24 protein-coding genes and 1 pseudogene are annotated in these 26,350 nt (G+C 65.2%); 15 read left to right on the top strand and 10 right to left on the bottom strand.

Going from position 1 to position 26,350, the window contains the following annotated elements:
- Positions 1-59: 59 nt before the first annotated feature.
- From U5775_RS23000 to U5775_RS22985, 4 genes are all read left to right on the top strand, one after another.
- On the top strand, positions 60-1,481 hold the full coding sequence (locus U5775_RS23000; RefSeq protein WP_322060393.1) for an FAD-binding oxidoreductase: 1,422 nt from the start codon (positions 60-62) through the stop codon (positions 1,479-1,481).
- Between the two features lie 236 nt (positions 1,482-1,717).
- Entirely contained in the window at positions 1,718-3,202 is a 1,485-nt protein-coding gene (locus U5775_RS22995; RefSeq protein WP_322060392.1) for an amino acid permease, read from the top strand.
- Between the two features lie 737 nt (positions 3,203-3,939).
- Positions 3,940-4,935, top strand: coding sequence for an AAA family ATPase (locus tag U5775_RS22990; RefSeq protein WP_322060421.1), 996 nt, complete (start codon positions 3,940-3,942; stop codon positions 4,933-4,935).
- On the top strand, positions 4,932-6,692 hold the full coding sequence (locus tag U5775_RS22985) for a cobaltochelatase CobT-related protein (RefSeq protein ID WP_322060391.1): 1,761 nt from the start codon (positions 4,932-4,934) through the stop codon (positions 6,690-6,692). Before U5775_RS22990 ends, U5775_RS22985 begins: the two co-directional genes overlap by 4 nt.
- An 86-nt stretch (positions 6,693-6,778) precedes the next feature.
- Here U5775_RS22985 and U5775_RS22980 read toward each other — a convergent pair whose 3' ends face one another.
- The 6 genes from U5775_RS22980 to U5775_RS22955 all read right to left on the bottom strand — a co-directional run bounded on the left by U5775_RS22980 (position 6,779) and on the right by U5775_RS22955 (position 13,659).
- Positions 6,779-7,561: a sulfite exporter TauE/SafE family protein gene (locus U5775_RS22980; protein ID WP_322060390.1), complete on the bottom strand. Its 783-nt coding sequence runs from the start codon at positions 7,559-7,561 to the stop codon at positions 6,779-6,781.
- The gene (gene pta / locus U5775_RS22975; protein ID WP_322060389.1) at positions 7,558-8,598 is read right to left on the bottom strand and encodes a phosphate acetyltransferase; all 1,041 of its coding nucleotides are present in this window, start codon (positions 8,596-8,598) and stop codon (positions 7,558-7,560) included. Before pta ends, U5775_RS22980 begins: the two co-directional genes overlap by 4 nt.
- 155 nt (positions 8,599-8,753) lie before the next feature.
- Positions 8,754-10,571: a sulfoacetaldehyde acetyltransferase gene (xsc, locus tag U5775_RS22970; protein ID WP_322060388.1), complete on the bottom strand. Its 1,818-nt coding sequence runs from the start codon at positions 10,569-10,571 to the stop codon at positions 8,754-8,756.
- Positions 10,572-10,722: 151 nt separating this feature from the next.
- Positions 10,723-11,136, bottom strand: a complete 414-nt coding sequence (locus tag U5775_RS22965; protein WP_322060387.1) for a nuclear transport factor 2 family protein — start codon at positions 11,134-11,136, stop codon at positions 10,723-10,725.
- 294 nt (positions 11,137-11,430) lie between these two features.
- Complete coding sequence (locus tag U5775_RS22960; RefSeq protein WP_322060386.1) at positions 11,431-12,960, bottom strand: PLP-dependent aminotransferase family protein; 1,530 nt, start codon at positions 12,958-12,960, stop codon at positions 11,431-11,433.
- Between the two features lie 423 nt (positions 12,961-13,383).
- Positions 13,384-13,659 carry a XapX domain-containing protein gene (locus U5775_RS22955; protein ID WP_322060385.1) on the bottom strand — a complete coding sequence of 92 codons (276 nt, stop codon included), beginning with the start codon at positions 13,657-13,659 and terminating at the stop codon, positions 13,384-13,386.
- Between the two features lie 294 nt (positions 13,660-13,953).
- Here U5775_RS22955 and U5775_RS22950 point away from each other — a divergent pair, with 294 nt between their 5' ends.
- The 6 genes from U5775_RS22950 (at position 13,954) to U5775_RS22925 (ending at position 18,984) form a co-directional block, all read left to right on the top strand.
- A complete protein-coding gene (locus tag U5775_RS22950) occupies positions 13,954-14,640 on the top strand; it encodes a hydrolase (RefSeq protein WP_322060384.1) in 687 nt (228 codons plus the stop codon).
- Positions 14,641-14,788: 148 nt separating this feature from the next.
- A complete protein-coding gene (locus U5775_RS22945; RefSeq protein ID WP_322060383.1) occupies positions 14,789-14,956 on the top strand; it encodes a DUF1427 family protein in 168 nt (55 codons plus the stop codon).
- A 40-nt stretch (positions 14,957-14,996) separates the two neighbouring features.
- The gene (locus U5775_RS22940) at positions 14,997-16,889 is read left to right on the top strand and encodes an amidohydrolase (protein ID WP_322060382.1); all 1,893 of its coding nucleotides are present in this window, start codon (positions 14,997-14,999) and stop codon (positions 16,887-16,889) included.
- A gap of 10 nt (positions 16,890-16,899) precedes the next feature.
- Positions 16,900-17,337, top strand: a complete 438-nt coding sequence (locus tag U5775_RS22935; protein WP_322060381.1) for a DoxX family protein — start codon at positions 16,900-16,902, stop codon at positions 17,335-17,337.
- 40 nt (positions 17,338-17,377) lie between these two features.
- On the top strand, positions 17,378-18,292 hold the full coding sequence (locus tag U5775_RS22930; RefSeq protein WP_322060380.1) for a glyoxalase: 915 nt from the start codon (positions 17,378-17,380) through the stop codon (positions 18,290-18,292).
- Positions 18,289-18,984, top strand: coding sequence for a YoaK family protein (locus U5775_RS22925; protein WP_322060379.1), 696 nt, complete (start codon positions 18,289-18,291; stop codon positions 18,982-18,984). Before U5775_RS22930 ends, U5775_RS22925 begins: the two co-directional genes overlap by 4 nt.
- Positions 18,985-19,012: 28 nt before the next feature.
- Here U5775_RS22925 and U5775_RS22920 read toward each other — a convergent pair whose 3' ends face one another.
- The gene (locus tag U5775_RS22920) at positions 19,013-19,135 is read right to left on the bottom strand and encodes a hypothetical protein (RefSeq protein WP_322060423.1); all 123 of its coding nucleotides are present in this window, start codon (positions 19,133-19,135) and stop codon (positions 19,013-19,015) included.
- Between U5775_RS22920 and U5775_RS22915 the strand changes: the two are divergent.
- Positions 19,077-20,554, top strand: a pseudogene (locus tag U5775_RS22915) (alginate export family protein). The gene U5775_RS22920 and the pseudogene U5775_RS22915 overlap by 59 nt on opposite strands.
- A 28-nt stretch (positions 20,555-20,582) precedes the next feature.
- Here the strand turns inward: U5775_RS22915 and U5775_RS22910 are convergent.
- Positions 20,583-21,503 carry a LysR family transcriptional regulator gene (locus tag U5775_RS22910; protein ID WP_322060378.1) on the bottom strand — a complete coding sequence of 307 codons (921 nt, stop codon included), beginning with the start codon at positions 21,501-21,503 and terminating at the stop codon, positions 20,583-20,585.
- Positions 21,504-21,924: 421 nt separating this feature from the next.
- Between U5775_RS22910 and U5775_RS22905 the strand changes: the two genes are divergently transcribed.
- Positions 21,925-22,827: a LysR family transcriptional regulator gene (locus tag U5775_RS22905; RefSeq protein ID WP_322060377.1), complete on the top strand. Its 903-nt coding sequence runs from the start codon at positions 21,925-21,927 to the stop codon at positions 22,825-22,827.
- Between the two features lie 139 nt (positions 22,828-22,966).
- Entirely contained in the window at positions 22,967-23,569 is a 603-nt protein-coding gene (wrbA, locus tag U5775_RS22900) for an NAD(P)H:quinone oxidoreductase (RefSeq protein ID WP_322060376.1), read from the top strand.
- Between the two features lie 55 nt (positions 23,570-23,624).
- Here wrbA and U5775_RS22895 read toward each other — a convergent pair whose 3' ends face one another.
- Positions 23,625-23,900 carry a hypothetical protein gene (locus U5775_RS22895; RefSeq protein ID WP_322060375.1) on the bottom strand — a complete coding sequence of 92 codons (276 nt, stop codon included), beginning with the start codon at positions 23,898-23,900 and terminating at the stop codon, positions 23,625-23,627.
- 235 nt (positions 23,901-24,135) lie between these two features.
- Between U5775_RS22895 and U5775_RS22890 the strand changes: the two genes are divergently transcribed.
- On the top strand, positions 24,136-24,297 hold the full coding sequence (locus U5775_RS22890) for a hypothetical protein (RefSeq protein WP_322060374.1): 162 nt from the start codon (positions 24,136-24,138) through the stop codon (positions 24,295-24,297).
- A gap of 37 nt (positions 24,298-24,334) precedes the next feature.
- On the opposite strand, the gene U5775_RS22885 is transcribed toward U5775_RS22890, so the two are convergent.
- Complete coding sequence (locus U5775_RS22885; RefSeq protein WP_322060373.1) at positions 24,335-25,363, bottom strand: LacI family DNA-binding transcriptional regulator; 1,029 nt, start codon at positions 25,361-25,363, stop codon at positions 24,335-24,337.
- Positions 25,364-25,501: 138 nt separating this feature from the next.
- On the opposite strand from U5775_RS22885, the gene U5775_RS22880 reads away from it, so the two are divergent.
- Positions 25,502-26,044 carry a gluconokinase gene (locus U5775_RS22880; protein WP_322060372.1) on the top strand — a complete coding sequence of 181 codons (543 nt, stop codon included), beginning with the start codon at positions 25,502-25,504 and terminating at the stop codon, positions 26,042-26,044.
- Positions 26,045-26,350: the final 306 nt, after the last annotated feature.

Raw genomic sequence — 26,350 nt, 5'->3', positions numbered from 1 at the left:
CAGTCGGCAGCAATCGCGCTTCGAGTACGGGTATCCATAAGGCCGACGGAGCATTGATCATGGGATACAGCACCATTGAACCGAACGCCACGGGCTTTATCGGCGGCAATCCCGGCAACGGCTCCACGAAGTACGACCCCACCTACGACCCGCTCGTGTCCCCCGGTCCCGGGATCGGCAAGGACTACGCGCCCACTTACTGGGTCGCGACGGCGGGCACGCCGCCGGCTGACGACGGCCCCGTCACGAAGGACATCGATGTCGACGTCGCGATCATCGGCGGCGGCTATACGGGCCTTGCCACGGCGCTGTGCCTCGCACGCGAGCACGGCATCAAGGCCGTGGTGCTCGAAGCGAACCGCACGAGCTGGGGCTGCAGCAGCCGCAACGGCGGGCAGGGGCAGAACGCCTCGGGGCGCCTCTCGCGCTCGCAATGGATCGAGCGCTGGGGCAAGGACGTCGCGCTGAAGATGCACGACGAAATCCAGCAAGGCTTCAACCACTTCAAGGAATTCGTGGCCGAGATCGATTGCGATCCGCAGCCGGGCGGCCACTTCCTGATCGCGCATCGTCCGCGCATCATGGCCAGGCTCGCCGCCGAAGCGAAGGTCTGGAAGGACGTGTTCGGCTATCCGTCCGAGCTGATCGACGCGAAGACGTTCCGCCGCGAATTCCTCGACGATCACGAGGCCTGCGGCGCGCTGCACGAGCCCGAGGGCATCGGCGTCCATGCGCTGAAGCTCGCGTTCGGCTATCTGCGCCTCGCGCGCGAGGCCGGTGCGAAGGTGCATACGGCGAGCCCGGTGATGGGCTGGGAAACCATCAACGGCGTTCATCATTTGCGCACGCCGGGCGGGATCGTGCGCGCGCGCGCCGTGGGCATCGCGACCGGCGCGTACACGGCGCAGACGCTGCATCCGTCGCTGCGCAGCAAGATCATGCCGATCCTCTCGAACTCGATGGTCACGCGCCCGCTCACCGACGCCGAGATCGCCGCGTGCAACTTCCGCACGACCCAGGTGCTCACGGATACGCGCACGCTGCGCTTCTACTATCGCTTCCTGCCCGACCGTCGCCTGCAGATCGGCAGCCGCAGCGCGATCACGGGCCAGGACGCGCCGAACCCGCGCCACCTCGATCTGCTCAAGGAAGGCATGGCGCGCAAGTTCCCGGCGCTGCGCGGCGTGCAGATCGACTACTCGTGGTGGGGCTGGGTGGACGTGAGCCACGACATGATGCCGCGCGTGTGCCAGCCCGATCCGCGCCAGTCGGTCTATTACGCGCTCGGCTACGGCGGCAATGGCGTTTCGTATTCGCAGCAGGCCGGCCGGCGCCTGGCCGAGCGCATCGCCGGCAAGGGCGCGCAGCAGACGCTGCCGATCTTCACTTCGCCGCTGCCCGGCCATCCGTTCGCGCCGTTCCGGCGCATCGGGCAGCGCATGCTCTATCTGCAGTACTTCAGGCAGGACGAAAAGCCCTGACGATGTTTCGTGCCGCCGGCCCATGGTTTTGCGATCGGGCCGGCGGCATGGATACGCGCTGCAACACGTTCGAACAACGAATCAAATAACCACGAATAGCACCCATCCGGGCGACGCGAGTGCGCCTGTGTACTGGCTTACCCGTCGCGGATGGCGCGCGTGCGGGACGCGCTTGGCGAAGTACCGCGAACGCGTCCGCACAGAGACAACCCGGATAGGAATCTGGAGGAGATGAGATGCAACCATCGATGGACAACAGTCAGTTGAAGTGCGGGCTCAAGCAGCGCCACATGACGATGATCGCGCTAGGCGGCGTGATCGGCGCCGGTCTTTTCGTCGGCAGTGGCGTCGTGATCCAGCAGACAGGACCGGCCGCGGTGCTGTCGTTTCTCATCACCGGCGGGCTCGTGGTGCTCGTGATGCGCATGCTCGGCGAAATGGCCTGCGCGATGCCGGCAGTCGGTTCGTTTTACGAATATGCGCGGCTCGCGTTCGCGAGCTGGCGCGGACCTGGCAGGCTCGCGGGCTTCATGACGGGCTGGATGTACTGGTACTTCTGGGTGATTGTGGTGGCCGTGGAAGCGGTGGCGGGCGCCAAGCTCGTGCAGTTCTGGCTACCCGACGCGCCCGCGTGGGCAATCAGTCTCGTGCTGCTCGTGCTCCTGAGCGCCACGAACCTGATCTCGGTCGGCAGCTATGGCGAGTTCGAGTTCTGGTTCTCGTCGATCAAGGTGGCGGCCATCATGGTGTTCCTGTTCCTCGGCGGCCTCTACGTGTTGGGGCTGTGGCCTTCGTCGCTGCACACGACTTCGGTGCTGCCGACGCTGCTCGGTCACGGCGGGCTCATGCCGAAGGGGATCGGGCCTGTGCTCAGCGGTGCGGTGGCTGCTACGGGTTTCTACTTCGGCGCGGAGATCGTTACGATCGCGGCGGCCGAGGCGCGCGAACCTGCGAAGGCCGTTGCGAAGGCAACCAACTCGGTGATTACGCGCGTGCTGGTGTTCTACGTGGGTTCGGTGCTGCTCGTGGTCGCGCTCGTGCCGTGGAATTCGCCGCAGATGGCGACGCCCTATGTGAGTGCGCTCGAAGTGATGGGTCTGCCTGCCGCCGCCAACATCATGAACGCGATCGTGCTGACTGCGGTGCTCTCGGCGCTGAATTCGGGGCTTTATGCGGCCTCGCGTATGCTGTTCGCGCTGACGCGCCATGGTGATGCGCCCAAGGCGCTCGCGAAGGTGAGCCGCCGCGGTGTGCCGGTTCGTGCGATTCTGTTGGGTACCGTGTTCGGGTATGTATCGGTTGTGATGTCGTATGTTTCGCCTGATACCGTGTTTGCGTTTCTCGTTAATTCTTATGGCACGGTCGCGATCTTTGTTTATCTGCTGATTGCCCTTTCGCAATTGCGTTTGCGTAAGCGGCTCGATGCTACCGCCGTTAGCGAGTTGCGGGTGAAGATGTGGGGCTTTCCTTATCTTACCTGGCTCTCGATTGGTGGGATGGTCAGTATTCTTGTGGCGATGGCGTTTATTCCTGAGCAGCGTAAACCGCTTTGGCTTGGTGTTGTGAGTCTCGCTGTGTTGCTGGTTGCTTATGCCTGGGTGCATCGTCGTAGCCGGGCGCGTGGGGAAGAGCAGACGTTTGTTAGCTGGCCTAATGGGTCTATGGATCAGTATGCCGCCGATACCGGGGCGGGGCAGTTTCATGGGCATCTTGGGGAGTGATGTTTTAGGTGGTTGGTGATGGGTGGTATCGAGGGGCTCCTGGTGTTTTTGCGCGTTTTCTTGTGGTCGCGGTGGTTTGCCAGGGTTGCCCCTGTGCGGGGCGGCACCTACTTTTCTTTGCAGCGGCAAAGAAAAGTAGGCAAAAGAAAGCCGCTCACACCGCTAGTGTGACGAAGTCCGCAAACTGCCGTTTAGGGGGAAAGGTATAGGAGCATCCGTCACTTCGCACCACAAAACAAAGTGACAAGGCGCTCGCACATCCGGCGGCGCTACGCGCGCCGTGGGGCATAACCCCAAACCAGTGGGGTGCATGCGCCTTCGCTGGTTTGTGCAGCACGTCTGGTTTCCCATGCAGACCCGACCGCTGCGCGCGTAGCGAGCAGCGGGATGAATGAGCCCTTTGTCACTGAGTGGTATGGTGCGAGATGGCAGACGCGCCTATACCATTCCCCTTAAACGGCTGTTTGTGGACTTCGTCACACTAGCGGTTTGAGCCGCTTTCTTTTGCCTACTTTTCTTTGCGGCTGCAAAGAAAAGTAGGTGCCGCCCCGCACAGGGGCAACGCTAGCAAACCGACACGAAAACAAGGAAACGCGAAAAAAACCCCAAAAAAAAGAACCACAATCCCGATTCAACCCGCACGGGAAAATACCGGAAAAATGAAAGACCCAACGATGGACCAGCTAGCGCCCACCAGCAACGACCACGAGGAGCCCGCCGTGACCTCTGATACCACGATGGAAAAACCCGATCTCATGGTCCCGGTGCGCGAGCATTTCGGCATCGACTCGAACCTGATGGTGCCGGCATTCAGCGCACGCGAAGCGCACGTCCCCGACATAGACGAGGCCTACCGCTTCAACCCGGAAGTCACGCTCGCGATCCTCGCAGGCTTCACGCGCAACCGGCGCGTGATGGTCCAGGGGCTGCACGGCACGGGCAAATCCACCCATATCGAGCAGGTGGCCGCGCGCCTGAACTGGCCCTGCGTACGTGTGAATCTCGACGGTCATATCAGCCGGCTCGATCTCGTCGGCAAGGACGCCATCGTGGTGCGCGATGGCCGCCAGGTCACCGAGTTCCAGGAGGGCATCGTGCCGTGGGCGCTCCAGCGTCCGGTGGCGCTGATCTTCGACGAATACGATGCGGGCCGCCCCGACGTGATGTTCGTGATCCAGCGCATTCTCGAACGCGACGGCAGCTTCACGCTGCTCGACCAGAACCGCGTGATCCGTCCGCACGCGTATTTCCGCCTGTTCGCGACCACCAACACGATCGGGCTCGGCAATCTCAACGGCCTCTATCACGGCACGCAGATGCTCAACCACGCGCAGATGGATCGCTGGAACGTGGTCGCGACGCTCAACTATCTGCCGCGCGAGGAGGAGGCCGGGATCGTGCTCGCGCGCGTGCCCGAGATGGGCGATGCCGCGGGCCGTGCGCTCGTCGACTCGATGGTCAGCATGGCCGCGCTTACGCGCAAGGGGTTTGCGAGCGGCGATCTGTCGACGCTGATGTCGCCGCGCACCGTCATCAACTGGGCCGAGAACTGCGAGATCTTCCGCGATCCCGCGCTGGCCTTCCGGCTCACGTTCCTGAACAAATGCGACGAGGCCGAGCGGCCCATCGTCGCCGAGTATTATCAGCGCTGCTTCGGTGTCGATCTCGATGCCGCGTCGGCCGGTGGCGATGGTGACGCACCGTCTGGGGCTGAGCCGGAGCCGCGCGCATGACGTCTGCATCGCCCACGTTATCCACGTCGGCCACGCCGCCCACGCGCGAAGCCGTGCGCGCCGCGCTGCGCCGCGAGGCGCTGTGCGCGGCGGCCGTGCGCGCGCTCACGGGCGATCCTGCGCTGCACTATCGCGGCGGACGCCTGTGCCGGCAATTGCGGCCGTTGCCGCTGTACGCACCGCATCTGCGCAGCAACGCTTATGAAGACGATTTCGCTTCGCTGCGCGGCGCCGCCGACGGGGCCGCGCAGCGCCTCCTGCATTCCGATGCGGCGCTGCATCGGCGGCTATGCCCCGAGGCGCCCGTCGAGCGTCTGCTGTTCGAGCTCTTCGAGCAGGTGCGCTGCGAGGCGCTGACGCCGTCCGGCATGCCGGGACTCGCGCGCAACTTGCGCCATCGCTTCGATGCCTGGTCGCGCGCGTATTGCCGCGCGGGCTTGAGCGAAGGCCATCTCGGCATCCTGCTCTATACGGTGGCGCAGATCGTGTGGTCGCGCGTGACGGGCTGGCCCGTGCTCGACGAGACCGAAGACCTGATCGAGGCGACGCGCGCCGGCATCGTGCCCGCGATCGGCATGCAACTCGCCGGCCTGCGCCGGCATCGCTTCGATCAGCGCGCCTACGCGCAGCACGCGCTCGAACTCGCGCGCAGCGTTGCGGCAATGCTCGACGACGCGCGCGCCGCGAGCCGTGCCCAGGACGACGCCGACGACGCGCGCGAGCCCGACGACGCGCTCACCTCGTTCTCGCTCTGGGTGGACTTCGACGAGTCGGACGCCGACCTGCCCGCGCTCGCGCTGACCGGCGAGAGCCGCGTGCTGGGCGCGGCGCCCGAGGGCTATCGCGCGTACACGACGCAGTACGACCGCGAGATCCGCCCGGCCACGCTCGTGCGCGAAGCGCTGCTGCGCGAGTATCGCGAGCGCCTCGACGAGCGCATTGCCGCGCGCGGCATCAACGTGGCGCGGCTCGCGCGTGTGCTGCAGGCGGCGCTCGCGGTGCCGCAGCGCGACGGCTGGCTGTTCGGCGAGGAGGAGGGCTGCATCGACGGCCGGCGGCTCGCCCAGGTCGTGAGCTCGCCCGCCGAGCGCCGCGTATTCACGCGCGAACGGCAGCAGCCGCGCGGCGATTGCGTGGTGGGTTTCCTGATCGATTGCTCGGGCTCGATGAAGGCGCATATCGAGCCGGTGGCGATGATGGTCGATCTGCTCGCGCGCGCGTGCGAGCAGGCGGGACTCGCGAGCGAGGTGCTCGGCTTCACGACGCTCGCCTGGAACGGCGGCCGCGCGCGCGCCGAATGGCTCGCACGCGGACGGCCCGCGCATCCGGGGCGGCTGAACGAGACCTGCCACATGGTGTTCAAATCGGCCGACGATAGCTGGCGGCGCGCGCGGCCGGCCATCGCCGCGCTGCTCAAGCCCGACCTGTTTCGCGAGGGCGTGGACGGCGAGGCCGTCGAATGGGCGTGCGCGCGGCTTTCGGCGCGTGCCGAGGCGCGCCGCATTCTCGTCGTGATCTCGGACGGCAGCCCGATGGACGCCGCGACTGCGCAGGCGAACGACGCGTTCTATCTCGACAACCACTTGAAGGACGTGGTGGCGCGCCATGAAGCGATGCGCGACGTCGACGTGATCGGGCTGGGCGTGGGGCTCGATCTGAGCCCGTATTACCGGCACTGCGTCGCGGTCGATCTGGACGAGCCGCTCGATATGACGCGGCTCGCGGGGCTCGCGCGGTGGATTGGGGGGAGGCGGTAGCAGAGGGGCGAAGCGGCGGCGGCTGAGTCGTTGATCGTTGCGGTCGTGCTTCGCCCGACCCAAGTCTCCTCAACGCAACCCGCTCCTCACATACCTGAATGTCCTGCACCCGCGCTCAACGCCCTGATCGCGCACAGCACGAGCGAAGCCCCAATCGCCATCAGCACCCCGAACGCAAGCCGCCGCGTCGCGATGGAAGACAGCGGCGGCGGATAGTTGCGCGCCGCGATCGTCATGAGCATGACCACGGGCGCGGCCAGCACCGCCTCGATGCAGATCGAAGAACCGAGCTGCCCTTCGTACGCGCTGAACAGCACGCGCGTGAGCGCCGTGATCGCGAAGATGAGAATGAGCGCGCAGCGAATCTCGATCAGTTTGAGCGGCTGCCGGTAGAACTGAAAGATGAGCGGCGGCCCGGACACGCCGAACATGCCGCTCAGCAAGCCGCCGCACAAGCCGCTCACGAAAAAGCTGCGGTCGCCCGAGCGCTGCGGGAGCGGCTCGGGCCGCAATGCGGCGCTCAGGCCGCCGTATAGCACCACGGCGCCGAGCAGCAATTGCAGCACGCCGGACGCCGAAGCGCTCAGGTAATCGAGCAGCAGCACGCCCACGACCACCGAGGGCAGCGCGCCGAGCGTCGCGGCGCGTACCGCGCGCCAGTCGATATGGTGAAGCTTGCCGTGCAGCGCGGTCGCGCTGTTCGTGAGCGTGACAAGACTCAATAGCGTCGCGATGCTCGCGACGGGCGCGAGCTCGAAGCCGCTCGTCGCGCCCATGACGATCATGCCGAGGCCAAACCCGGTGATCGTCTGAAAATAGCTGGCGGCGCCGATCAGGGCGATCAGCACCAGGACCTTCTCGTGCATCATGCTGCGTGGGGTTCCTTCGAGTGAGTGACGGCGCGCTGGCGGGCCGTCTGCGCCTGGACCGCCGTCACGGCGATCACGTAAAAGATGTCTTCCGCGCAGCAGCCGCGCGAGAGGTCGTTGGCGGGCTTGTTCAGGCCCTGCAGCAGCGGACCGATGGCCTTCGCGCCGCCCAGGCGCTCGGCGAGCTTGTAGCCGATATTGCCTGCGTCGAGATTCGGAAACACCAGCACGTTGGCGTGGCCGCCGCACTGCGAATGCTCGATCTTGCGCTCGGCGATTTCCGCCACGAGCGCCGCGTCGAGCTGCACGTCGCCGTCGACGCAAAGCGCGGGGCGCTGCGCGTGCACGCGCCGGGTGGCTTCGATCACCTTGTCCACGGACGCGTGATGCGCGCTGCCGCTCGTCGAGAACGACAGCATCGCCACGCGCGGCTCCTCCATCAAGAGGCTTTGCGCGCTATCGGCGGCGGCCAGTGCGATCTCGGCGAGCTGTCCCGCATCGGGGTCCACCACGAGCGCGCAATCCGAAAAGATCAGTCCTCCTTTGTACCGGTGGAAGGGCTCGCACAGCATCATCAGGAAGAAGCTCGAGACGAGCTTGAACGACGGCTCCACGCCGATGAGCTGGATCGCTGTGCGCACGACGTCGGCGGTCGTATGGAGCGCGCCCGCCACCGAGCCGTCCGCGTGGCCGAGACGCACCATCAGGTTGGCGAAGGTGAGCGGTTTTGCGGCTTCGTCCCAGGCGAGCGCGGGCGTCATGCCCTTGGCGCCGCGCAACGCGACGAGCTCGTCGGCGAATGCGGTGCGCCAGGCGCTCGCTTGCGGGTCGATCAGCGTCATTTCGCCGAGGTCGATCGATTCGCGCGCGGCGGCCGCGCGAATGGCGGCGGGTTCGCCCACGAGCAGGATGCGCGCGACGCCTTGCGTTTGCGCGCGCGCCGCGGCGGCGAGCACGCGCGCGTCTTCGGCCTCGCACAGCACGATGCGCATCGGCGACGTGCGTGCGCCTTCGACGATTCGGTTCAGGGCTTTCATGGTGTCATGGGCTCGGGGAGGGCGGGCAAACGGAACAAGCGAATGGAACGAGAGGAACGAGCGAAACAAACGAAAGCGGCCGCAGGCGGGGTTGCCGCCTGCGGCCGGCGAGCTGCGCGTGCGTTTTCACGCACGCGCGGGCCGCAACGAATGCCTCAGACGTAGTCCTTGTACTTGTCGAGCAGGCGCACCGGCTTCGAGAGCGCGTCGCGGCGGAACGGGTCGCCGAGTTCGCGCGTGCACATGATCTCGACGATAGTCGTCTTGCCTTCGTTCATCTGCATGTCGATCGCGCGCTTGAGCGCCGGGCCCACGTCTTCGAGCTTGTCGACCACGATGCCTTCCGCGCCCATCGCCTTCGCGATGCCGGCGAAGCTCGGGCTGTCGAGTTCGCCCGCCACGAAGCGGCGGTTGTAGAAGTCCACCTGGTTCTTCTTCTCCGCACCCCACTGGCGGTTATGGAACACCACGGCCGTCACCGGAATGTTGTGGCGCACGCAGGTCAGCGTCTCCATGAGGCTCATGCCCCATGCGCCGTCGCCGGCATACGAAACGGCCGGGCGGTGCGGCGCCGCCACCTTCGCGCCGATGATGGTCGGGAACGCGTAGCCGCAATTGCCCCAGCTCATCGCCGCGAAGAAGCTGCGCGGCTTGTTAAAGCGCAGGTAGCTGTTCGCGACCGAATTGATGTTGCCGATGTCGGTGGACACCATCACGTCTTCGGGCATGGCCTTTTCGAGTTCACGCAGCACCTGGCGCGGATGCAGATATTCGCCGCCCGTGGGCGGGCGTTCATGCTTCTGCTCTTCGATCATGTCGAGGCTATAGGCGTCGCGCTCGTGCGTCCAGCCGTCGAGCTCCTTCTCCCACATGGCCTTTTCGGTCGAGATCTGGTCGGCGCGTTCGGACTTCGTGGCATCGCACGCGAGCGTGCGGTTCGCGAGGCGCTCGGTCAGCGCAATCGCGGCGGCCTTGGCGTCGCCGCAGATGCCCACCGAGATCTTCTTCACGAGGCCGAGCATCTTGTGGTCGGCGTCGATCTGGATGATCTTCGCGTTCTTTGGCCAGTAGTCCATACCATGTTGCGGCAGCGTGCCGAACGGTCCGAGGCGCGAGCCCAGTGCGATCACGACGTCGGCGCGCGAGATCAGCTTCATCGCCGCCTTGGAGCCCTGGTAGCCGAGCGGGCCGCACCAGAGCGGATGGTTCGCCGGGAACGAGTCGTTGTGCAGGTAGCTGTTGACGACCGGCGCGCCGAGGCGTTCGGCGAGCGCCTTGCATTCCTCGATGGCGTCGCCCATCACCACGCCGCCGCCCGAGATGATGACCGGGAACTTCGCATTCGCAATCAATTCCGCTGCTTCGTTCAGGCTCTCGTCGCCGCCGGGGCCGCGGTCGAGGCGGCGCGGCTGCGGGATCTCGGCCTTGATCTGGCCGTAGAAGTAGTCGCGCGGAATGTTCAGCTGCGTCGGGCCCATTTCGGACATCGCGCGGTCGAAGCAGCGCGCCGTGAATTCGGCCATGCGCGCGGGGTTCGTCACGTGCCCCTGGTACTTGGTGAACTCCTGGAACATCGGCAGCTGGTTGGCCTCCTGGAAGCCGCCGAGGCCGATGCCCATGGTGCCCGCTTCGGGCGTGATCATCACGACCGGACTATGCGCCCAGTAAGCGGCCGCGATGGCCGTCACGCAGTTGCTGATGCCGGGGCCGTTCTGGCCGATCACGACGCCGTGACGGCCCGAGACGCGCGAGTAGCCGTCCGCCATGTGCGCGGCGCCCTGCTCGTGAACCACGGGAATCAGGCGGATGCCGGCGGGTGCGAAGATGTCCATCGCATCCATGAACGCCGAGCCCATGATGCCGAACATGTCGGTCACGCCATTGGCGGCCATGGTCTCGACGAAGGCTTCGGACGGGGTCATGTCCTGCGGGCCGCTGGCCGTTGCCGTCTGGTTGGGTTGCTTGTCGCTCATCAGCTGTCTCCGGGTTGTCGTGTGACGGAATTGCCTGTTTCGAATGCTATTCGCCGCGCCTGGCGGATCAAGCAATTCCGTCCTTGATGGGTGAATCTGAAATGGAATGGAACGATTCGTTTCAAAAAGCGTGGCGGAGCGCCGCGCGGGATCAGGCCGGCTGCTTCGGCCGCTCCTTGCGGAACGCGCGCTTCACGGCGATCAGGCCGTCGCGGAACTCGAACAGGTCGCAGCCTTCGGCCTCGATGCGCCAGCCCTCGGCATGCGTGCCCGTGAAGACCCATTCGGACACGCCGCGCTCGCCGGCGACGTAGTGGCGGCCCTTGCCCCAGTGCGCGTCGGGGAAGGTGCGGAACACCGCTTCGAATGCGGCGCGCACCGCCTCGCGCCCGACGAAGCGGGCGCCGTAGACCTCGGGGCCGCCGGCCGCGTCGAATACACAGTCCTCGGTCATGAACCCCATCAGCGCGTTGGCGTCGTGGCGGTTGAAGGCGTCGGAAAAGGCGGCGAGCGTCTCGGCGGTAACGGCCGTGGCGGTGGGTTGAGCGGTGAGCGTATCTGCCATGCGTGTCTCCTCGGAACTATGGGAAAGCCGGTGCCTGGCGTCGCGCAAGCGAGGCGCGCGGCACGGTATGGCGACACGTTAAAGTTCGGCCGTCGAGGCCGGTAGCACCAGTGCGGAGGATTCGCTGGAGCCAGCGCGCAGGCAGGCTGCGCGGGGCTCGGCGGGGAGTGTGAGGACGGGCTCGATGGCGGGCCCGCGAAGGGCCGCTGGAGGTGCTGCGGAAGGTGCTGGAAGCGTCGCCGGCAGGACGCCGGCGCGAAGTCAGCGCGAAATCAGCGTAAAGTCAGCGCGGCCTCAGGAGGGCTGCTGCTGGCGCACGACCTGCGCGAGCGCGCGCACGCCAGGCTCGATTTTTTCGAGCTTGATCGCCGAGAAGCCCATGCGGAACCAGGGGCTGCGCTCGGCCTCATCGGCGAAGAATACGCCGCCAGGCTCGATCAGGATGCCGGCCTCGCGCGCGTCGTCGGCGAGGCGCGCGGAGTCGAGCCACGGCGGCCCTTCGACCCAGCACGACGCGCCGCCCGCCACGGGCACGTAGCGCGCTTCGGGCAGATGGGTGTCGAGCGCCGCCATCAGCGCCTGCGCGCGCTCCTTGTAGGCATGCGCGAGCCGGCGCAGCAGCGCGTCGTGGTGGCCGAGCGCGAGGAAGGTCGCGAACGCGCGCTGGATATAGGCCACCGGGTGGCGCACCATCAGCCGGCGCAGCGCGCGCAGCTCGCGGATCAGCTCCTGCGGCCCGACCACGTAGCCGAGGCGCAGGCCCGGCGCGAAGGTCTTCGAGAGGCTGCCCACGTAGATCACGCGGTCGGCCGTGTCGAGGCTCTTCAAGGCCGGATGCGGCGTACCGGAGAAGGTGTTCTCGCTCTCGTAGTCGTCCTCGATGATGACGAAGTCGTTGCGCTGCGCGAGTTCGAGCAGCGCGCGGCGGCGCCCGATCGGCATGGTGGCCGTGGTCGGGCACTGGTGGCTCGGCGTGACGTAGACGTAGTCGCAGCGCGCGAGCGAACCGGAGAGGCGCTGCGGGTCGATGCCCTCGCCGTCAACGGGCAGTTCGAGCAGATGCGCGTTGCGGTTCTCGAAGATGTTGCGCGCGTCGGGATAGCCGGGGTTTTCGAAACCCACCGTCGTGCGCTTGCCGCAGAGCAGGTCGGCCACGAGATAGAGCGCCTGCTGGCAGCCGTTGGTGATGACGATCTCCTCGGGCATCGCGAACACGCCGCGCCGCGGCAGCACGCGCGTGCGGATCTGCTGGATCAGCGATTCGTCGTCGCGCTCGATCAGGTCGGGCGCCCAGTTGCGGATCTCCATGATCGAAAGCGCCTTCATGCAGCACTCGCGCCAGTCGTTGATGGGAAAGAGCGATTGGTCGAACTGCCCGTAAATGAACGGAAATGCGTAGTTCTGCCAATTGGTCGGCTTGACGATGTTGCGCTGGGCCGAGGGCGGCCGCACGATGCGCTTTTGCCATTCGGGCCGCACGTGGATCTCGCCGGCTGGCGCGCCCGGGCCCGGTTCGGGCTGGCGGGCCGTGAGCCCGTGCAGGCCCTGCAGCATCTCCGGATTGACGAAGTGCCCGCTGCGCTCGCGCGAGAGCAAATAGCCTTCCTCCACCAGCATCTGGTAGGCGAGCACGACGGTGTTGCGGGCGACGCCGAGCTGGTCGGCCAGCTCGCGGCTCGACGGCAGGGCCGAGTCGGGGGGAAGCTGGCCGTCGAGGATTGCCGCGACCAGCATCTGGCGAATCTGGTGCTGCAGCGTTGCCTTCGACTCCGGTGACCGCCTGAACTGATGAGCCCAAAGGGCGGACGGGGTGCGGGTCGGCATGCGGTCTCCTGGGTTGTCTATCGGGTGGGCGAGCGGCGGCGCGCGGGACCGGCTCGTTGGGGGCCGGGGACCGCGCGGACGCTCGCTTGGGCGCGATGCGGACCCGGCGAATGGATTTCGGATGGATCGGGACGGGCGCGGGCATCGGCCGGAAAGGCAAGACAATACCCAAATTGACCGGCTCGCGTCGATAAGTAAAATTTCCGAGCGCGCGCAAGGGGCCGATTCCGGCCTGTGGATTCGGGGCGGCGGGTCGGCTTATCGGCTGGTCGTCGGCTTCTGGCTGGCGCTTCGGGCGCCTCGACGGGGTGGTTGCCGCGTGCGGCTCAGTCGGGAGAGGGGGGGCGAGAGATTCCGCGTGGAGATGCAAACGGCATCCGGCATGCCGCTTGCGTTCGGCGCCGTCGCGCGGCGAGCGGGGCATCACGACGACCGTGGGTCCTTCGCGGCGCCTTCGGGCACACGAGCGCCCGGCAGCGCGCCGAACATGTGCTGGCTGCATTTTGCGTCGCGCCACGCCGTTGTCAGTTTAAGTCCCGCGAGCATCCGGCGCACGACTGGAAGAATCTGCTCGCCGGCCAGAATGCCGAGCAGGCCGGCCAATGCGACGGTGGGCGGCGCCGGCGACTGCACGCCGATCGTGTGATAGACGACGCCGGCAAGCACACCGGCCAGCAGTGAAAGAACATACGATTTCATGAGGCGAATCTCATTGACGATCGACTGTAAAAACGCATTGCGCCGCAATTGGACAGGGAGTGGTGTGAAAGCGTATCGGGTTTACCGGATCAGGAAAAGGGTAAATGGGAAGATTTAATACGCGGTTTTTGGAATCGCTTTAATTCCATTTATTCGATGTTCTTTTACTGGATTTACGTGTTTAATGAATGGGGCTGGATGACGAATCTCCCAGTGCCGTCACTCATTCGACACCTTCCGGTCATACCGGCGAGGCGGTCTTCTTTTATCTCCGGATCCAAGGACAACTACGTCATGAGCAATCCGAAGCTTGAAGTGCTTACTCCGCAAAACAGCCAGCTCATCATCATCGACCAGCAGCCGCAGATGGCCTTCGGTGTGCAATCGATCGACAGGCAGGTATTGAAGAACAACGTCGTCGCGCTGGCCAAGGCGGCTAAGGTGTTCGATATTCCGACCACGATCACGACCGTCGAGACCGAGAGCTTTTCGGGCTTCACGTATCCCGAAGTGCTGGACGTGTTTCCGGGCCAGAAACTGCTCGAGCGCACCTCGATGAACTCGTGGGACGACCAGAAAGTGCGTGACGCGCTGGCCGCGAACGGCCGCAAGAAGGTGGTGGTCTCGGGCCTGTGGACCGAGGTCTGCAACAACACGTTCGCGCTGTGCGCGATGCTCGAAGGCGGCTACGAAATCTACATGGTGGCCGATGCCTCGGGCGGCACGTCGAAGGAAGCGCACGACTACGCGATGCAGCGCATGATCCAGGCGGGCGTCGTGCCCGTCACCTGGCAGCAGGTCATGCTCGAATGGCAACGCGACTGGGCCCGCCGCGAAACCTACGACGCCGTGATGGCGATCGCGAAGGACCACTCGGGCGCCTACGGCATGGGCATCGACTACGCCTATACGATGGTCCACAAGGCGTCGCAGCGCACCGCTACGCCGCACGAGGCGCTTGCCGCCGTGCCGGCGCGCTGATCGCGTCCGCCGCGATTCGCAATCGCGGCAATTTTCATGTTGGCAATGGATCCGGCAGGTGTCTGGAGCTTCTGCCTCGTCTATTCGGATGCCTAATTATCTGGATTCGCCTTTAAAACCCCTTTAAACCATCAGAGAGACTGATCGTATGGAACCGTATCTGGTGTCACTGGGTTCAGGCGTGCTGATCGGCGTGATCTATAGCGCGATCAAGGTCCGCTCGCCCGCGCCGCCGCTGATCGCGCTCGTCGGCTTGCTCGGCATGCTGATTGGCGCGCAGGCCATCCCGACACTGAAGCCATTGCTCGGCCTTTAAACGAAATCAGCGATATGAGCGCAGCGAGGAGGACACGCACATGAGCGCAACCGGTATCCAGCCCGATCTCATTCTGCATAACGGACGCTTCACGACCCTGGACCGTTCGAACCCGACCGCCACGGCGGTGGCGATTGCCGATGGCCGCTTCGTCGCGGTCGGCAGCCACGCCGAGGTGATGCCGCTCGCGGGCGGCGCGACCAAGGTCGTCGATCTCGGCGGCCGGCCCGTGCTGCCGGGCTTGATCGACAATCACCTGCATTTGATCCGCGGCGGTCTCAACTACAACATGGAGCTGCGCTGGGACGGCGTGCGCTCGCTCGCCGTGGCCATGGAGATGCTCAGGCAGCAGGTGGCCATCACGCCCGCGCCGCAATGGGTGCGCGTGGTGGGCGGCTTCACCGAGTATCAGTTCGCGGAAAAGCGCCTGCCGACCATCGAAGAACTCAACGCCGCAGCGCCGGATACGCCGGTGTTCATCCTGCATCTGTACGATCGCGCGCTGCTCAATGCCGCGGCGTTGCGCGTGGTCGGCTACACGAAGGACACACCCGAGCCGCCTGGAGGCAAGATCGTGCGCGACGGCGCGGGCAATCCGACCGGCCTGCTGCTCGCGAATCCCAACGCCGCCATTCTCTACGCGACGCTCGCGAAAGGCCCGAAGCTGCCGCTCGAGTATCAGTACAACTCGACGCGCCATTTCATGCGCGAACTCAATCGCCTCGGCGTGACCGGCGCGATCGACGCGGGCGGGGGCTCGCAGAATTATCCTGAGGATTACGAAGTCATCCGCAAGCTGCACGACGCGGGCGAGATGACGATACGCATCGCGTATAACCTGTTTACGCAAAAGCCGAAGGCCGAGAAAGAAGACTTCGTGAACTGGACCCGCACGGTCAAGTATCACGACGGTACCGATTACTTCCGCCACAACGGTGCGGGCGAGATGCTGGTGTTTTCGGCGGCCGACTTCGAGGACTTCCGCGTCGCGCGTCCCGAGCTGCCGGCCGGTATGGAGGGCGAACTCGAAGGCGTGGTGCGCGTGCTCGCGCAGAATCGCTGGCCATGGCGGTTGCACGCCACCTACGACGAAACCATCAGCCGCGCGCTCGACGTGTTTGAAAAGGTCAACAAGGACATTCCGCTTGCCGGCCTCAACTGGTTCTTCGATCATGCTGAAACCGTTTCCGAACGCTCGATGGACCGCATCGCGGCGCTGGGTGGGGGCATCGCGGTCCAGCACCGGATGGCGTATCAGGGCGAATACTTCGTTGAGCAATACGGCGCGAGCGCGGCCGAAGCGACGCCACCGGTCGCGAAGATGCTGGAGAAGGGACTGAAGGTCTCGGCCGGCACCGATGCAACGCGCGTGGCCTCCTATAACCCGTGGGTGTCGCTCGCGTGGCTCGTGAGCGGCAAGACGGTGGCAGGGCTGCGCATGTACCCACAACGCAACCTGCTCGACCGCGAGACGGCGCTGCGCATGTGGACCGAATACGTGACATGGTTCTCGAACGAGGAGGGCAAGAAAGGGCGCATCGCGGTTGGGCAGCTCGCCGACCTGATGGTGCCCGACCGCGACTTCTTCGCGTGCGCGGAAGACGACATCGCCGACACCACGGCGTTGCTCACGGTAGTCGGAGGCCGGATCGTCTGGGGCGCGGGCCCGTTCTCGCAACACGATGCGCCGATTCCACCGGCGATGCCCGACTGGTCGCCCGTGCGCCAGTATGGCGGCTATGGTGGCTGGGGCGCGACGCAGCGCGAGGGCGCACCGCTCGCGCGCGCGGCAGCGGCTGCAGCAATGTGCGGCTGCGCGAGCGCATGCAATGTGCACGGCCATGGGCACGCGGGCGCCTGGAACGCCTCGTTGCCGACCTCGGATGCGAAGGGCTTCTGGGGCGCGCTGGGCTGCTCGTGCTGGGCGGTCTGACGTGTCGGCAATGACCGGCCGCGTCAGCCCTGCATGGGTTCGCGCGCTGCTTGCGCAGCCGTGGGTCGGGCCGCTCGTGCGCCTCGCGCTCGTGTCGGCCTACCTGATCGGCGGCATCGACAAGGCGCTGCACTTTCACGCCGCCGTCGCCGAGCAGGCGCATTTCGGCCTGCACCCGGCGGCGCTCTGGGCGGCGCTGGCGGTCGCGGTCGAGATCGCCGGCTCGCTGTGCGTGGTGCTGCGCCGCTTTACGTGGCTTGGCGCGGGCGGTCTCGGTATGCTCACCGTGGTCGCGATGCGGGTCGCCAACGACTTCTGGCATCAGAGCGGCGTCGCGCGCTTCATGGCGCTCAACAGTTTTTTCGAGCACCTGGGTCTGATCGCGGCACTCGTGCTTGTGACCCTGCTCGGCGATGCGCAAGCGATTGCCGCCGAAAATCGCCATTGATCGATTGAACAGTACGACGAAACAATAAAGGAACCGAGTCATGAAAACCTTTCGCGCGGCATTGCTGGCCGCGATGATCGCAAGCGGCCTGGCCGCCGCACCGGTATCGTTCGCGAAGCCGCCGGTGATGACACCGGAAACGCCCGCCGTCGCCGTCGGGACGCAGTACGACACGACCCACGTGTACGTCGCGCCCGAGGATTTCGACCGCTTCACGGACAGCTTCGTGGCCACGTTCGGCGGCAGCAAGTCGAAGCAGGGCGTCTTCCAGGTGACGCCCACGCCGAGCCAGACCATGTCGCAGCTCGTGTTCACGCCTGCGGGCACGATCTCGGTGTTCGGCTTCAAGACGCCGATACCGGCCCCCTTCGGCGCGGAGCGCACGGGCTACCTCGTGACCGACATGGACGCGGCCGTGAAGGCGGCGCGCGCGCACGGCGCCGATGTGATCGTCGACACGTTCCCCGACCCGATTGGCCGCGACGCGGTCATCCAGTGGCCGGGCGGCGTGAACATGCAGCTCTACTGGCATACTCAGGCGCCGCACTACGACGCGCTGCAGACCGTTCCCGAGAACCGGGTTTACGTCTCGCCGCAAAGCGTGCACAAGCTGGTGCACGACTTCGTGATGTTCTCGCACGGCAAGGTGGTCTCCGACGACCTCAAGGCGCCGGGCGTCGAAATCGGCCGGCCGAACGATACCTATCGGCGCATTCGTATCGAATCGGGCTTCGGCAAGATGATCGTGCTCGTGACGGACGGCCATCTGCCTTACCCGTTCGGAAGGGAGATGACGGGCTACGAAGTATCGAATCTCGACGAGACGCTGCAGAAGGCCAAGGCCGCGGGCGTGAGCGTGCTCGTGCCGCCGTTCGCCTCCGATGGCCGCGAGGCCGCGATCGTGCAGTTCCCGGGCGGCTATATCGCCGAGATTCACGCCAGCGCGGCGAAATGAAATCCGGGGACACGATCCTTGCCGCAATCGCCGGGTTTGTCGATACGCTCAGTTTCGTCGCGCTGTTCGGCTTGTTCACCGCGCACGTGACGGGCAACTTCGTGCTGATCGGCGCCGGCGTGGCGGGATTTGGCCGCGGCGTTCTGCTCAAGCTCATCGTGTTTCCCGCGTTCGTCGCCGGGGTCGTGCTCAGCAGCCTGCTCGTGCGCTCGCTGTCCGGGCGGTATGCGCGCCACGGCGCGCGCCTGCTCCATGCGATGCAGGCCGTGCTCATGTTCGGCTTTTGCCTCGCCGGTGTCTGGGCGACGCCGGTCACCACGCCGGACAGCTTGCCGGCGATGGTGGCCGGCATCGTCGGCGCGCTGGCGATGGGCGTGCAGAACGCGCATCCGAAACTCATCAACCGCCCCGGCGTGCCGAATACGGTGATGACGGGCAACGTCACGCAGGCGATTCTCGATGTCGTCGACATGCTCTCGACGGGCTCGGACGAGAGCGTGCGTGCTGTGGCGCGCGCGCGATTCGCCAAGATGATGCCGGCCATCGTCGCATTTGCGGCAGGCGCCGTGGCCGGGGCGATGGGCATGCGCTACGTGGGCTTCTGGGCGCTGCTCGTGCCCGCTTGCGCGCTCGTGGGGCTGGCCTTGACCACGGGAGAACACGAGCGCGCGGCCACACCGGGGCGCGCATGATCTTGCGGGGCCGGGACGAGCGGTCCCGCTAGCGCACGCCGCGCAAACGCGCGAGCCACGATAACCACAGGCCGACGAGGGCAAGGGAGACCATGAAGTCGACCACGATGCGCAGGCATCGATTCGAAAAGGCCGCGAGCGTGACGGCCATCGCAGGGCTGTTGCTCGTGGGGACGGACGCGGCGCTCGCGGCCGATACCGCAGCAGAAGCACGGGGAAAACCGCGTCGGTCGCCGATGCGCCGCCATCCGTTTGCAGTGCCAAGCGTCCTGTCGTGCTGTTCAACCGCTGGCAGGAAGACTGGTCGGCGCTCGCAAACCCTTGCGTGCCGCGCGAGCCGCTCGACGGCCTCAAGTACATGCCGCTCGGCGGCGACCCCGAGTCGTATCTGTCGCTCGGCGCGAATCTGCGCGAGCGCCTCGAAACCAATAACGCCGCACTGTTCGGCGTCGGTTCGGCGCAATCGGATACTTACCTGATCCAGCGCGTCGAGGTTCATGCCGATGCGCATCTCGGCGAGCACTGGCAGTTTTTCGTGCAGCTCGAAGACGCGCGGGCCTGGGGCAAGAACGTGGTCACGCCCGTGGACAAGAACCCGCTCGATCTCGAGCAGGCCTTCGTGACCTATACGAATACGCTGGGCGGCGGCACGTTCAAGTTTCGCGTCGGCCGCCAGGAGATGGCGTTCGACTTGCAGCGCTTCATTTCCGTGCGCGACGGCCCCAATGTGCGTCAGGCGTTCGACGCGGTCTGGGCCGACTACGAGTACCAGAAGTGGCGCTTTATCGGCTATGCGACGCAACCGGTGCAGAACCGCGACGTAACGGTATTCGACGACGTTTCGAATCGCAATCTCACCTTCAGCGGCCTGCGTTTCGAGCGCCAGTCGGTGGGGCCGGGCGATCTGTCCGGCTACTGGTCGCGCTATAACCGCAGCAACGCCCACTTTCTCGACGCGAGCGGCGCCGAGCGACGCGATGTCTGGGATCTACGCTATTCGGGCACGCAGGGGCGATTCGATTGGGACATCGAAGGAATGTTGCAGACGGGCACCGTGGGCAACGACACGGTCCTGGCGTGGGCGATGGGCTCGATTGCGGGCTACAAGCTCGACCTGCCTGGGTCGCCGCGCGTCGCGCTGCAGATCGATGCGGCTTCGGGCGACCGGCATCCGAACGACGGCCGGGTCGAGACGTTCAATTCCCTGTTTCCGAACGGCTATTACTTCACGCTCGCCGGTTATACGGGCTATGCGAACCTCATTCACATCAAGCCGTCGATCACGCTCAAGCCGACGAGCAATCTCGCCTTGCTCGGCGCGCTGGGTTTCCAGTGGCGCGAGACCACGGGCGACGCCGTCTATCAGCAGGCCAATCAGGCCGTGCCAGGCACGGCGGGCAAGGGCAGTCTATGGACGGGGATGTACGTGCAGTTGCGCGCGGACTGGACGATTGCGCCCAACCTGATTGGCTCGGTCGAAGCCGTGCATTTCCAGGTGGGCCATTCGATTCGCCAGGCGGGCGGGCACAATGCCGACTATGCCGGCGTCGAGCTCAAGTATGGCTGGTAGGCCGTGCAGTCCACGAACCCTGCTGCATTCAGGACGCGGCCGCAGCCCACGGAGCCGCCGCGAGGCATTCGGAAAGATAGTTGAGCAATGCCGTCACGCGCGCGGGACGCAGGATATTGGGCGGCGTCACGAGATTCACGTTGATTTGGCTGATCCGCCAGTCCGGCAGCACGTCGACGAGCACGCCCGCCTTGATCGCTTCCCAGACGATGAACTCGGGCTGCAACGCGAGACCTTGCGCCGCGAGCAGCGCGGGGCCGATCACGTCGGCGTTGTTGCTGCGAATGCGGCCCTTCACGGGCACGGCATATTCGTCCCCGGAGCGATGGCGGAATTGCCATAGATCGGGCGTGGGAAGATTCGTATAGATGAGGCAGGCGTGCTGCGCAAGGTCGCGCGGATGCGTGGGATGACCATGCCGCTCGAGATACGCGGGCGTGGCCACCAGCGGACGATTCACTACGCAAAGCCGGCGCGAGCGCAGGGACGAATCGGCGAGCTCCGCAATGCGGATCGCCACGTCGAAGCCGCCGGCCACCACGTCGACGATCTGGTCGGTGAGCGAGAGGTCGATCTCCACTTCCGGGTAGCGTTCGAGAAAGGCGGGGATCAGCGGCGCGAGGTAGCGGATGCCGAACGACATCGGCGCGGTCACGCGCACCAGGCCGCGCGGCTGGACGGCTTGCGCCGAGGCCTCGGCCTCCACGGCCTCGCCTTCGGTGAGGATGCGAATGGCGCGCGCTTTGGCGATCTCGCCCGTGGGCGTCAGCGAAAGCTGGCGCGTGTTGCGATAGAGCAGCGTCGTGCCGAGCTTGCGCTCGAGCCGCGAAATGGCCTTCGACACGGTGGGCTGGGTAATGCCCAGCGACTCCGCGGCCTTGGCGAACGAGCCGGTTTCGAGCACGCGTGCAAAGATGGCCCACGCCTCGAGGTCAGGGAGTGTTTGCATGGAAAAGAGAATGGACGCGATGCCGTGCGTTCGAAGTCAGAAGAAAAGAGTCGACATGGTAGCGCGAAAGCGCCGGGCGTGACGCCGGGCGAGGAACGAAGCCCGGCATATCGATGAGATTTCACGCGCCCGAATGCGTGAGTAGCGGTTGAAATTCGGCGATTGATTTAAATGCCGCGTTTTTGAATTTCGTCTTTGGATAGTGCCGCGAAACCCTAAATATGGAATGTCTTCTATTCCATTTGTTCTATTTGTGGTTGACCGCCGCTCCGATAACATTAGCTCAAGAGGCTTGGCTCAAGGAGCGTGCCTCGTTCAGGAAGCGTGTTTCCCGTCCCGCTTCAATCCATGGAGCTGTCGAATAGCCACTGTCAACTCCGGCCAGTAGAACCCGTGGAAATCACCCAGTCAGAACAATTGCATGCAGAATCTTCCCGATCTCGAGGCTTGGGCGATTTTCGCGCGCGTGGCCACAACCGGCTCTTTCGCGAAAGCGGCCGAAACACTCGGCATGTCGCAGCCCACGGTGTCCAAGGCGATCATCCGGCTCGAGAGGCGGCTGGGCACGACGCTGCTCTATCGGACCTCGCGTCGTATTTCTCTCACGCCAACCGGTCAGCTCGTGATGGAGCGAGCCCAGCACATCGTCAGAGAGGGCGAACTGATCGAGGCGGAGACTTCGGCGCACGCGCTCGCGCCTAAAGGCTTGCTGCGCATTTCGGCGCCTATGTCCTTTGGCCTCAAATACGTGGCGCCCCTCATGCCCGGTTTTCTCGCTCGCTATCCCGATGTCAATCTCGACGTGTCGTTCGATGACGCGGTGGTGGACGTCGTGGGCGGCGGCTTCGACGTCGCTATCCGGATTGCGGCGCCCGAAGATTCGTCGATGCGCGCGCGCAATCTATGCGTGATACGCCGCGTGCTCGTCGCAAGTCCGGCGTATCTCGTACAGCACGGGTCCATCGTTCACCCTCGCGAAATCGAAGGCCATACCTGTCTTTGCTATGCGAGTCATTCGACGGCGCTGTCATGGCGTTTCCAGCATACATCCGGTGAGGAATGCAGCGTAACGATCGACGGCCGGATGCGTAGCAACAATGCCGAGTCGTTGATACCGGCCTTGCTGGCCGGCATGGGGATGGCGCTACAGCCGGAATTCGTCGTAGCCGATGCGCTGGCGCGTGGCGAACTGGTCGAGGTGCTGCACGAATGGAAAGTCGCGCAGATTTACCTGAGCCTCGTTACGCCCTCGCGAGTCTTTCGTCCCGCGCGCGTGGCGGCCTTGCTCGATTATCTTTCGGAAAGCTTGCCGTCGGCGCCTTAGGCGATGTGGATGGCTAAAGCATGGGTTGCGTGCCGCCGCATTGTCCACCGCATTGTGACTGAGAGTATCGGGCGGCTCAGTTGATTCCTCGAGGCGATCGCCTGGACTGATTCGTGCTGCCCAAACTTGGAGAAACCAGATGGCCAAAATTCTTGTGCTTTACTACTCGTCGTATGGACATATCGAAACGATGGCGAAGGCCGTTGCCGAGGGAGCGGGCTCGGTGGCGGGCGCAACCGTGACCGTCAAGCGCGTGCCCGAAACGATTCCTGCCGGGCAGGCCAAAGCCGCGCATATCAAGCTCGACCAGGACGCGCCCATTGCAACCGTCGATGAACTCGCGGACTACGACGCGATCATTTTCGGCACGCCTACGCGCTTCGGCAATATGGCCGCGCAAATGCGCAATTTCCTCGATCAAACCGGCGGCCTGTGGATGAAGGGCGCGCTCGTGGGCAAGATCGGCAGCGTGTTCGCCTCGACGGGTACGCAGCACGGTGGCCAGGAAACGACGATCACGTCGTTCCATTCGACGCTGCTCCATCATGGGATGGTGATCGTTGGCGTGCCTTACGCTTGCCAGGGGCTGGTGAAGATGGACGAGATCACGGGCGGCACGCCTTATGGCGCGACAACGCTGGCCGGCGCCGATGGCAGCCGCTCGCCGAGCGCAAACGAGCTCGATATCGCGCGCTATCAGGGCAAGCACGTTGCCGAGCTGGCCGCGAAGCTCGCGTCGTAAATCGCATTCGTAAATGCGAGGGCGGCCCGCTGAATGCTTTTCAGCGGCCCGCTTTTCACAATGGCGAGCCGGCAACCTTGAGCGTGGGCGAGGGCGTGCGCGCCGTGACGCCTTGCTCTTTGCGTTGATCCGAAACCTGCTCGATGCCGCTATTCACGACATCTTCATAGAACGCAATTCGGGTGCGGTAATAGCTCGCCTGGAATTGGGCGTCCAGCACGCGCTGTTCAGCCTGAAACAAGGACATACGCAATTCGCTGAGCGCCCGCTCGGCTTGCTTCTGTGGTGTAGGCGCATGGCGCGAGCACCAGGTCAGGATCCATTGCAGCATTGATAAGCCCTCCAGCGTCGTCTGACTTATATGTCGCTTGTGTGTCGATTTTGCGTTACTTATGCGTTGCTTATACAACCATGAGGAAATCGTCGTGCTTGCACGCATTACGTGAACGGGATTCACGGCACACAGTCTGGCAGATTTTTTGTCGATTAGCCTTAAGAAAATGTAAAGGATCGTTATTTGGCGGAATGGTTATGTAGAGGCGATTTCCAAATACATAGTTATCCTGATGGATTGGGTAGGGGAAGTCGAATACATCGGCAGACGAAACGGCGACGGCCCGCTGGTCGTGCACGGCCATCTGGAGACGCGCGGCCCGATCAATGCCGGCGGGCCAGCGGGCGCCGTGGGGCGCGTGGACGCCGAGGGTCCGGTCACCGGGCGCCGTTGAATGCGGACGCTAACGGCTCACGCGCGCTCGCATTGAATTACGCACTTTCCCGCACCACCAGTTCGAACCCCAGATCGACCGCCGGCTCCGCAATCGGCTCGTGCTCGATCATCGAAAGCAGCAGATTGGCCGCCATGCGCCCCATTTCCGCTCGCGGCGTTCGCACCGTGGTGAGGCGCGGCACGCAGTGGGCGGCGCCGGCCAGATCGTTGAAACCGACGATGGCCACCCGGGCCGGAATGTCGATGCCCTGGCGGCGCGCCTCGAACAGGGCGCCCTGCGCGAGATCGTCGTTGCCGAAGAAGATGCCGTCCACGTCGGGCCGGCGCTGCAGCAGTTGCCGGAACAATTCGCAGCCGAGCCCGATCGACGAGGGCGACGGCGTGAGCACATCGAGATCGGGGTCATAGAGGCCCTGGCTCCTGAGCGCCTCGCGAAAGCCCTCGCCGCGCTGCATCGTCCGCGAATCGAGTTGCGCGCCGACGAACGCGTTGCGCCGGCAGCCGCGGGCCACCAGATGCCCGGCGACGGCGGCGCCTGCCCGCGTCTGCGAGAAGCCGACGCAGTGCACGCCCTCGGCCTGATCGAGCTCCATGATGTGCACGCAGGGCACACCGCTCGCGGCGATCAGGCGGCGCGCGCTTTCCGTGCGGTCGAAGCCGCTCACGATCAGGCCGCCGGGCGGCGACGCCAGATAGTGGCGGATCAGGTCCTCCTCGGCATTGCGCGAATAGTGCGAATTGCCGATCAGGACTTCGTAGCCGCGCGGGCGCAGCTCGGCGTGAATCGACTCCAGCACGTCCACGAACACCGTGTTCGAGATCGACGGAATCACCACGGCGACGGCATTGCTGCGCGACGACGCGAGCGCGCGCGCCGCGGGGTTCGTGACGTAGTTGAGCTGCGCGGCGGCGGCCTTGACGCGCTCCACGTAGTCGGGCCCCACGGAGCCCACGCCGCGCAGGGCGCGCGACGCCGTGATCGTGCTCACGCCGGCGCGCCGCGCGACCTCTTCGAGCGTGGGGCGGCCGGTGCTGCGGGTTTTCCTGAGTGTCGATGTCGCCATGATCGATTTAGGATAGCGCTGTCTCACACCACGCGCAATGGTAGTGCCCCTAATAAGCGGCCAAAACCAACGTCACACGCAGGTGCATTTTTTTCACAAGCTTGAGATAGCGCTATCTCGGCGCTCAAGGAGATTCGAATGGCCCGGCATATTTCATCTCTCGTCGTCATGGGCGTCGCGGGCTGCGGCAAGAGCAGCGTGGCGCGCGCCGTTGCCGAGCATGTTGGCGGCGTGCTGATCGAGGGCGACGCGTTCCATCCGCAAGCGAACGTCGACAAGATGGCGCGCGGCATCCCGCTCACCGACGAGGACCGCGCGGGCTGGCTCGACCGGCTTTCGGCCGAGCTCGAGCGCGCCGCCAGCCGGGGAGAGCGTGCGGTGCTGGCCTGCTCGGCGCTCAAGGAGCGTTACCGGGACCGGCTGCGCGCCGCGACGGCGTCGCTGGGCTTCGTGTTTCTCGATCTGCCGCAGGCGGAGGCGTTGCGGCGCGTGGCCCAGCGCGAGGACCATTTCATGCCGGCTTCGCTGGTCGAAAGCCAGTTCGCCGCGCTGGAGCCGCCGGTTGCCGAGCCGCTGACCTTGACCGTCGACGGCACGCGCTCGCTCGCCAGCATCGTCACCGATGCGGTGACGTGGTGCGTGAGCTCGCAAAAACAGCCGGATTTGATGCAGGCCGCGTGAGATAGCGCTGTCTTTGCTCTGCCAAATGAAGGAGCAAGGCAGCGCGATGCTGACCGCAACAGAGGCTGGGCGATCTCGTGGACTAACAGGATGCTGGGCGGCGGGTTTCGCCACAGCGCGGCTCCCAAGGGCGGGCAGCCGCCTTCGCTGACTACGCCGAGGTTAGCGTGGGGGCGGTGGCAAGCAAGACATCGCGCCGCCGACGCAGCCAATTTAAGGCGGCGTGTGGGCGACGCGTAAGCGGACCACTACCGATCCAGCACCGCCGCGGCACAAGGGCGCATGGCGCTGCAGACCGGGGATCGT

Origin of the sequence: Paraburkholderia sp. J63 (assembly GCF_905220245.1) — a bacterium.
Taxonomy (GTDB): domain Bacteria; phylum Pseudomonadota; class Gammaproteobacteria; order Burkholderiales; family Burkholderiaceae; genus Paraburkholderia.
Note: the sequence above shows the minus strand (reverse complement) of the source record. Positions and strands in the feature narration are given on the sequence as shown.

What these genes read in the sequence shown, in the direction of transcription:
- U5775_RS22905 (WP_322060377.1), top strand. Translation starts at nt 21,925, where the DNA reads ATGCAGAATCTTCCCGATCTCGAGGCTTGGGCGATTTTCGCGCGCGTG.
- U5775_RS22980 (WP_322060390.1), bottom strand. Translation starts at nt 7,561, where the DNA reads ATGATGCACGAGAAGGTCCTGGTGCTGATCGCCCTGATCGGCGCCGCC.
- U5775_RS22985 (WP_322060391.1), top strand. Translation starts at nt 4,932, where the DNA reads ATGACGTCTGCATCGCCCACGTTATCCACGTCGGCCACGCCGCCCACG.
- wrbA (WP_322060376.1), top strand. Translation starts at nt 22,967, where the DNA reads ATGGCCAAAATTCTTGTGCTTTACTACTCGTCGTATGGACATATCGAA.
- U5775_RS22960 (WP_322060386.1), bottom strand. Translation starts at nt 12,960, where the DNA reads ATGCCGACCCGCACCCCGTCCGCCCTTTGGGCTCATCAGTTCAGGCGG.
- U5775_RS22945 (WP_322060383.1), top strand. Translation starts at nt 14,789, where the DNA reads ATGGAACCGTATCTGGTGTCACTGGGTTCAGGCGTGCTGATCGGCGTG.
- U5775_RS22950 (WP_322060384.1), top strand. Translation starts at nt 13,954, where the DNA reads ATGAGCAATCCGAAGCTTGAAGTGCTTACTCCGCAAAACAGCCAGCTC.
- U5775_RS22895 (WP_322060375.1), bottom strand. Translation starts at nt 23,900, where the DNA reads ATGCTGCAATGGATCCTGACCTGGTGCTCGCGCCATGCGCCTACACCA.
- U5775_RS22925 (WP_322060379.1), top strand. Translation starts at nt 18,289, where the DNA reads ATGAAATCCGGGGACACGATCCTTGCCGCAATCGCCGGGTTTGTCGAT.
- U5775_RS22955 (WP_322060385.1), bottom strand. Translation starts at nt 13,659, where the DNA reads ATGAAATCGTATGTTCTTTCACTGCTGGCCGGTGTGCTTGCCGGCGTC.
- U5775_RS22940 (WP_322060382.1), top strand. Translation starts at nt 14,997, where the DNA reads ATGAGCGCAACCGGTATCCAGCCCGATCTCATTCTGCATAACGGACGC.
- U5775_RS22935 (WP_322060381.1), top strand. Translation starts at nt 16,900, where the DNA reads ATGACCGGCCGCGTCAGCCCTGCATGGGTTCGCGCGCTGCTTGCGCAG.
- U5775_RS22880 (WP_322060372.1), top strand. Translation starts at nt 25,502, where the DNA reads ATGGCCCGGCATATTTCATCTCTCGTCGTCATGGGCGTCGCGGGCTGC.
- U5775_RS22920 (WP_322060423.1), bottom strand. Translation starts at nt 19,135, where the DNA reads ATGGCCGTCACGCTCGCGGCCTTTTCGAATCGATGCCTGCGCATCGTG.
- U5775_RS22885 (WP_322060373.1), bottom strand. Translation starts at nt 25,363, where the DNA reads ATGGCGACATCGACACTCAGGAAAACCCGCAGCACCGGCCGCCCCACG.
- U5775_RS22995 (WP_322060392.1), top strand. Translation starts at nt 1,718, where the DNA reads ATGCAACCATCGATGGACAACAGTCAGTTGAAGTGCGGGCTCAAGCAG.
- pta (WP_322060389.1), bottom strand. Translation starts at nt 8,598, where the DNA reads ATGAAAGCCCTGAACCGAATCGTCGAAGGCGCACGCACGTCGCCGATG.
- U5775_RS23000 (WP_322060393.1), top strand. Translation starts at nt 60, where the DNA reads ATGGGATACAGCACCATTGAACCGAACGCCACGGGCTTTATCGGCGGC.
- U5775_RS22910 (WP_322060378.1), bottom strand. Translation starts at nt 21,503, where the DNA reads ATGCAAACACTCCCTGACCTCGAGGCGTGGGCCATCTTTGCACGCGTG.
- U5775_RS22965 (WP_322060387.1), bottom strand. Translation starts at nt 11,136, where the DNA reads ATGGCAGATACGCTCACCGCTCAACCCACCGCCACGGCCGTTACCGCC.
- U5775_RS22930 (WP_322060380.1), top strand. Translation starts at nt 17,378, where the DNA reads ATGAAAACCTTTCGCGCGGCATTGCTGGCCGCGATGATCGCAAGCGGC.
- U5775_RS22990 (WP_322060421.1), top strand. Translation starts at nt 3,940, where the DNA reads ATGGAAAAACCCGATCTCATGGTCCCGGTGCGCGAGCATTTCGGCATC.
- U5775_RS22890 (WP_322060374.1), top strand. Translation starts at nt 24,136, where the DNA reads ATGGATTGGGTAGGGGAAGTCGAATACATCGGCAGACGAAACGGCGAC.
- xsc (WP_322060388.1), bottom strand. Translation starts at nt 10,571, where the DNA reads ATGAGCGACAAGCAACCCAACCAGACGGCAACGGCCAGCGGCCCGCAG.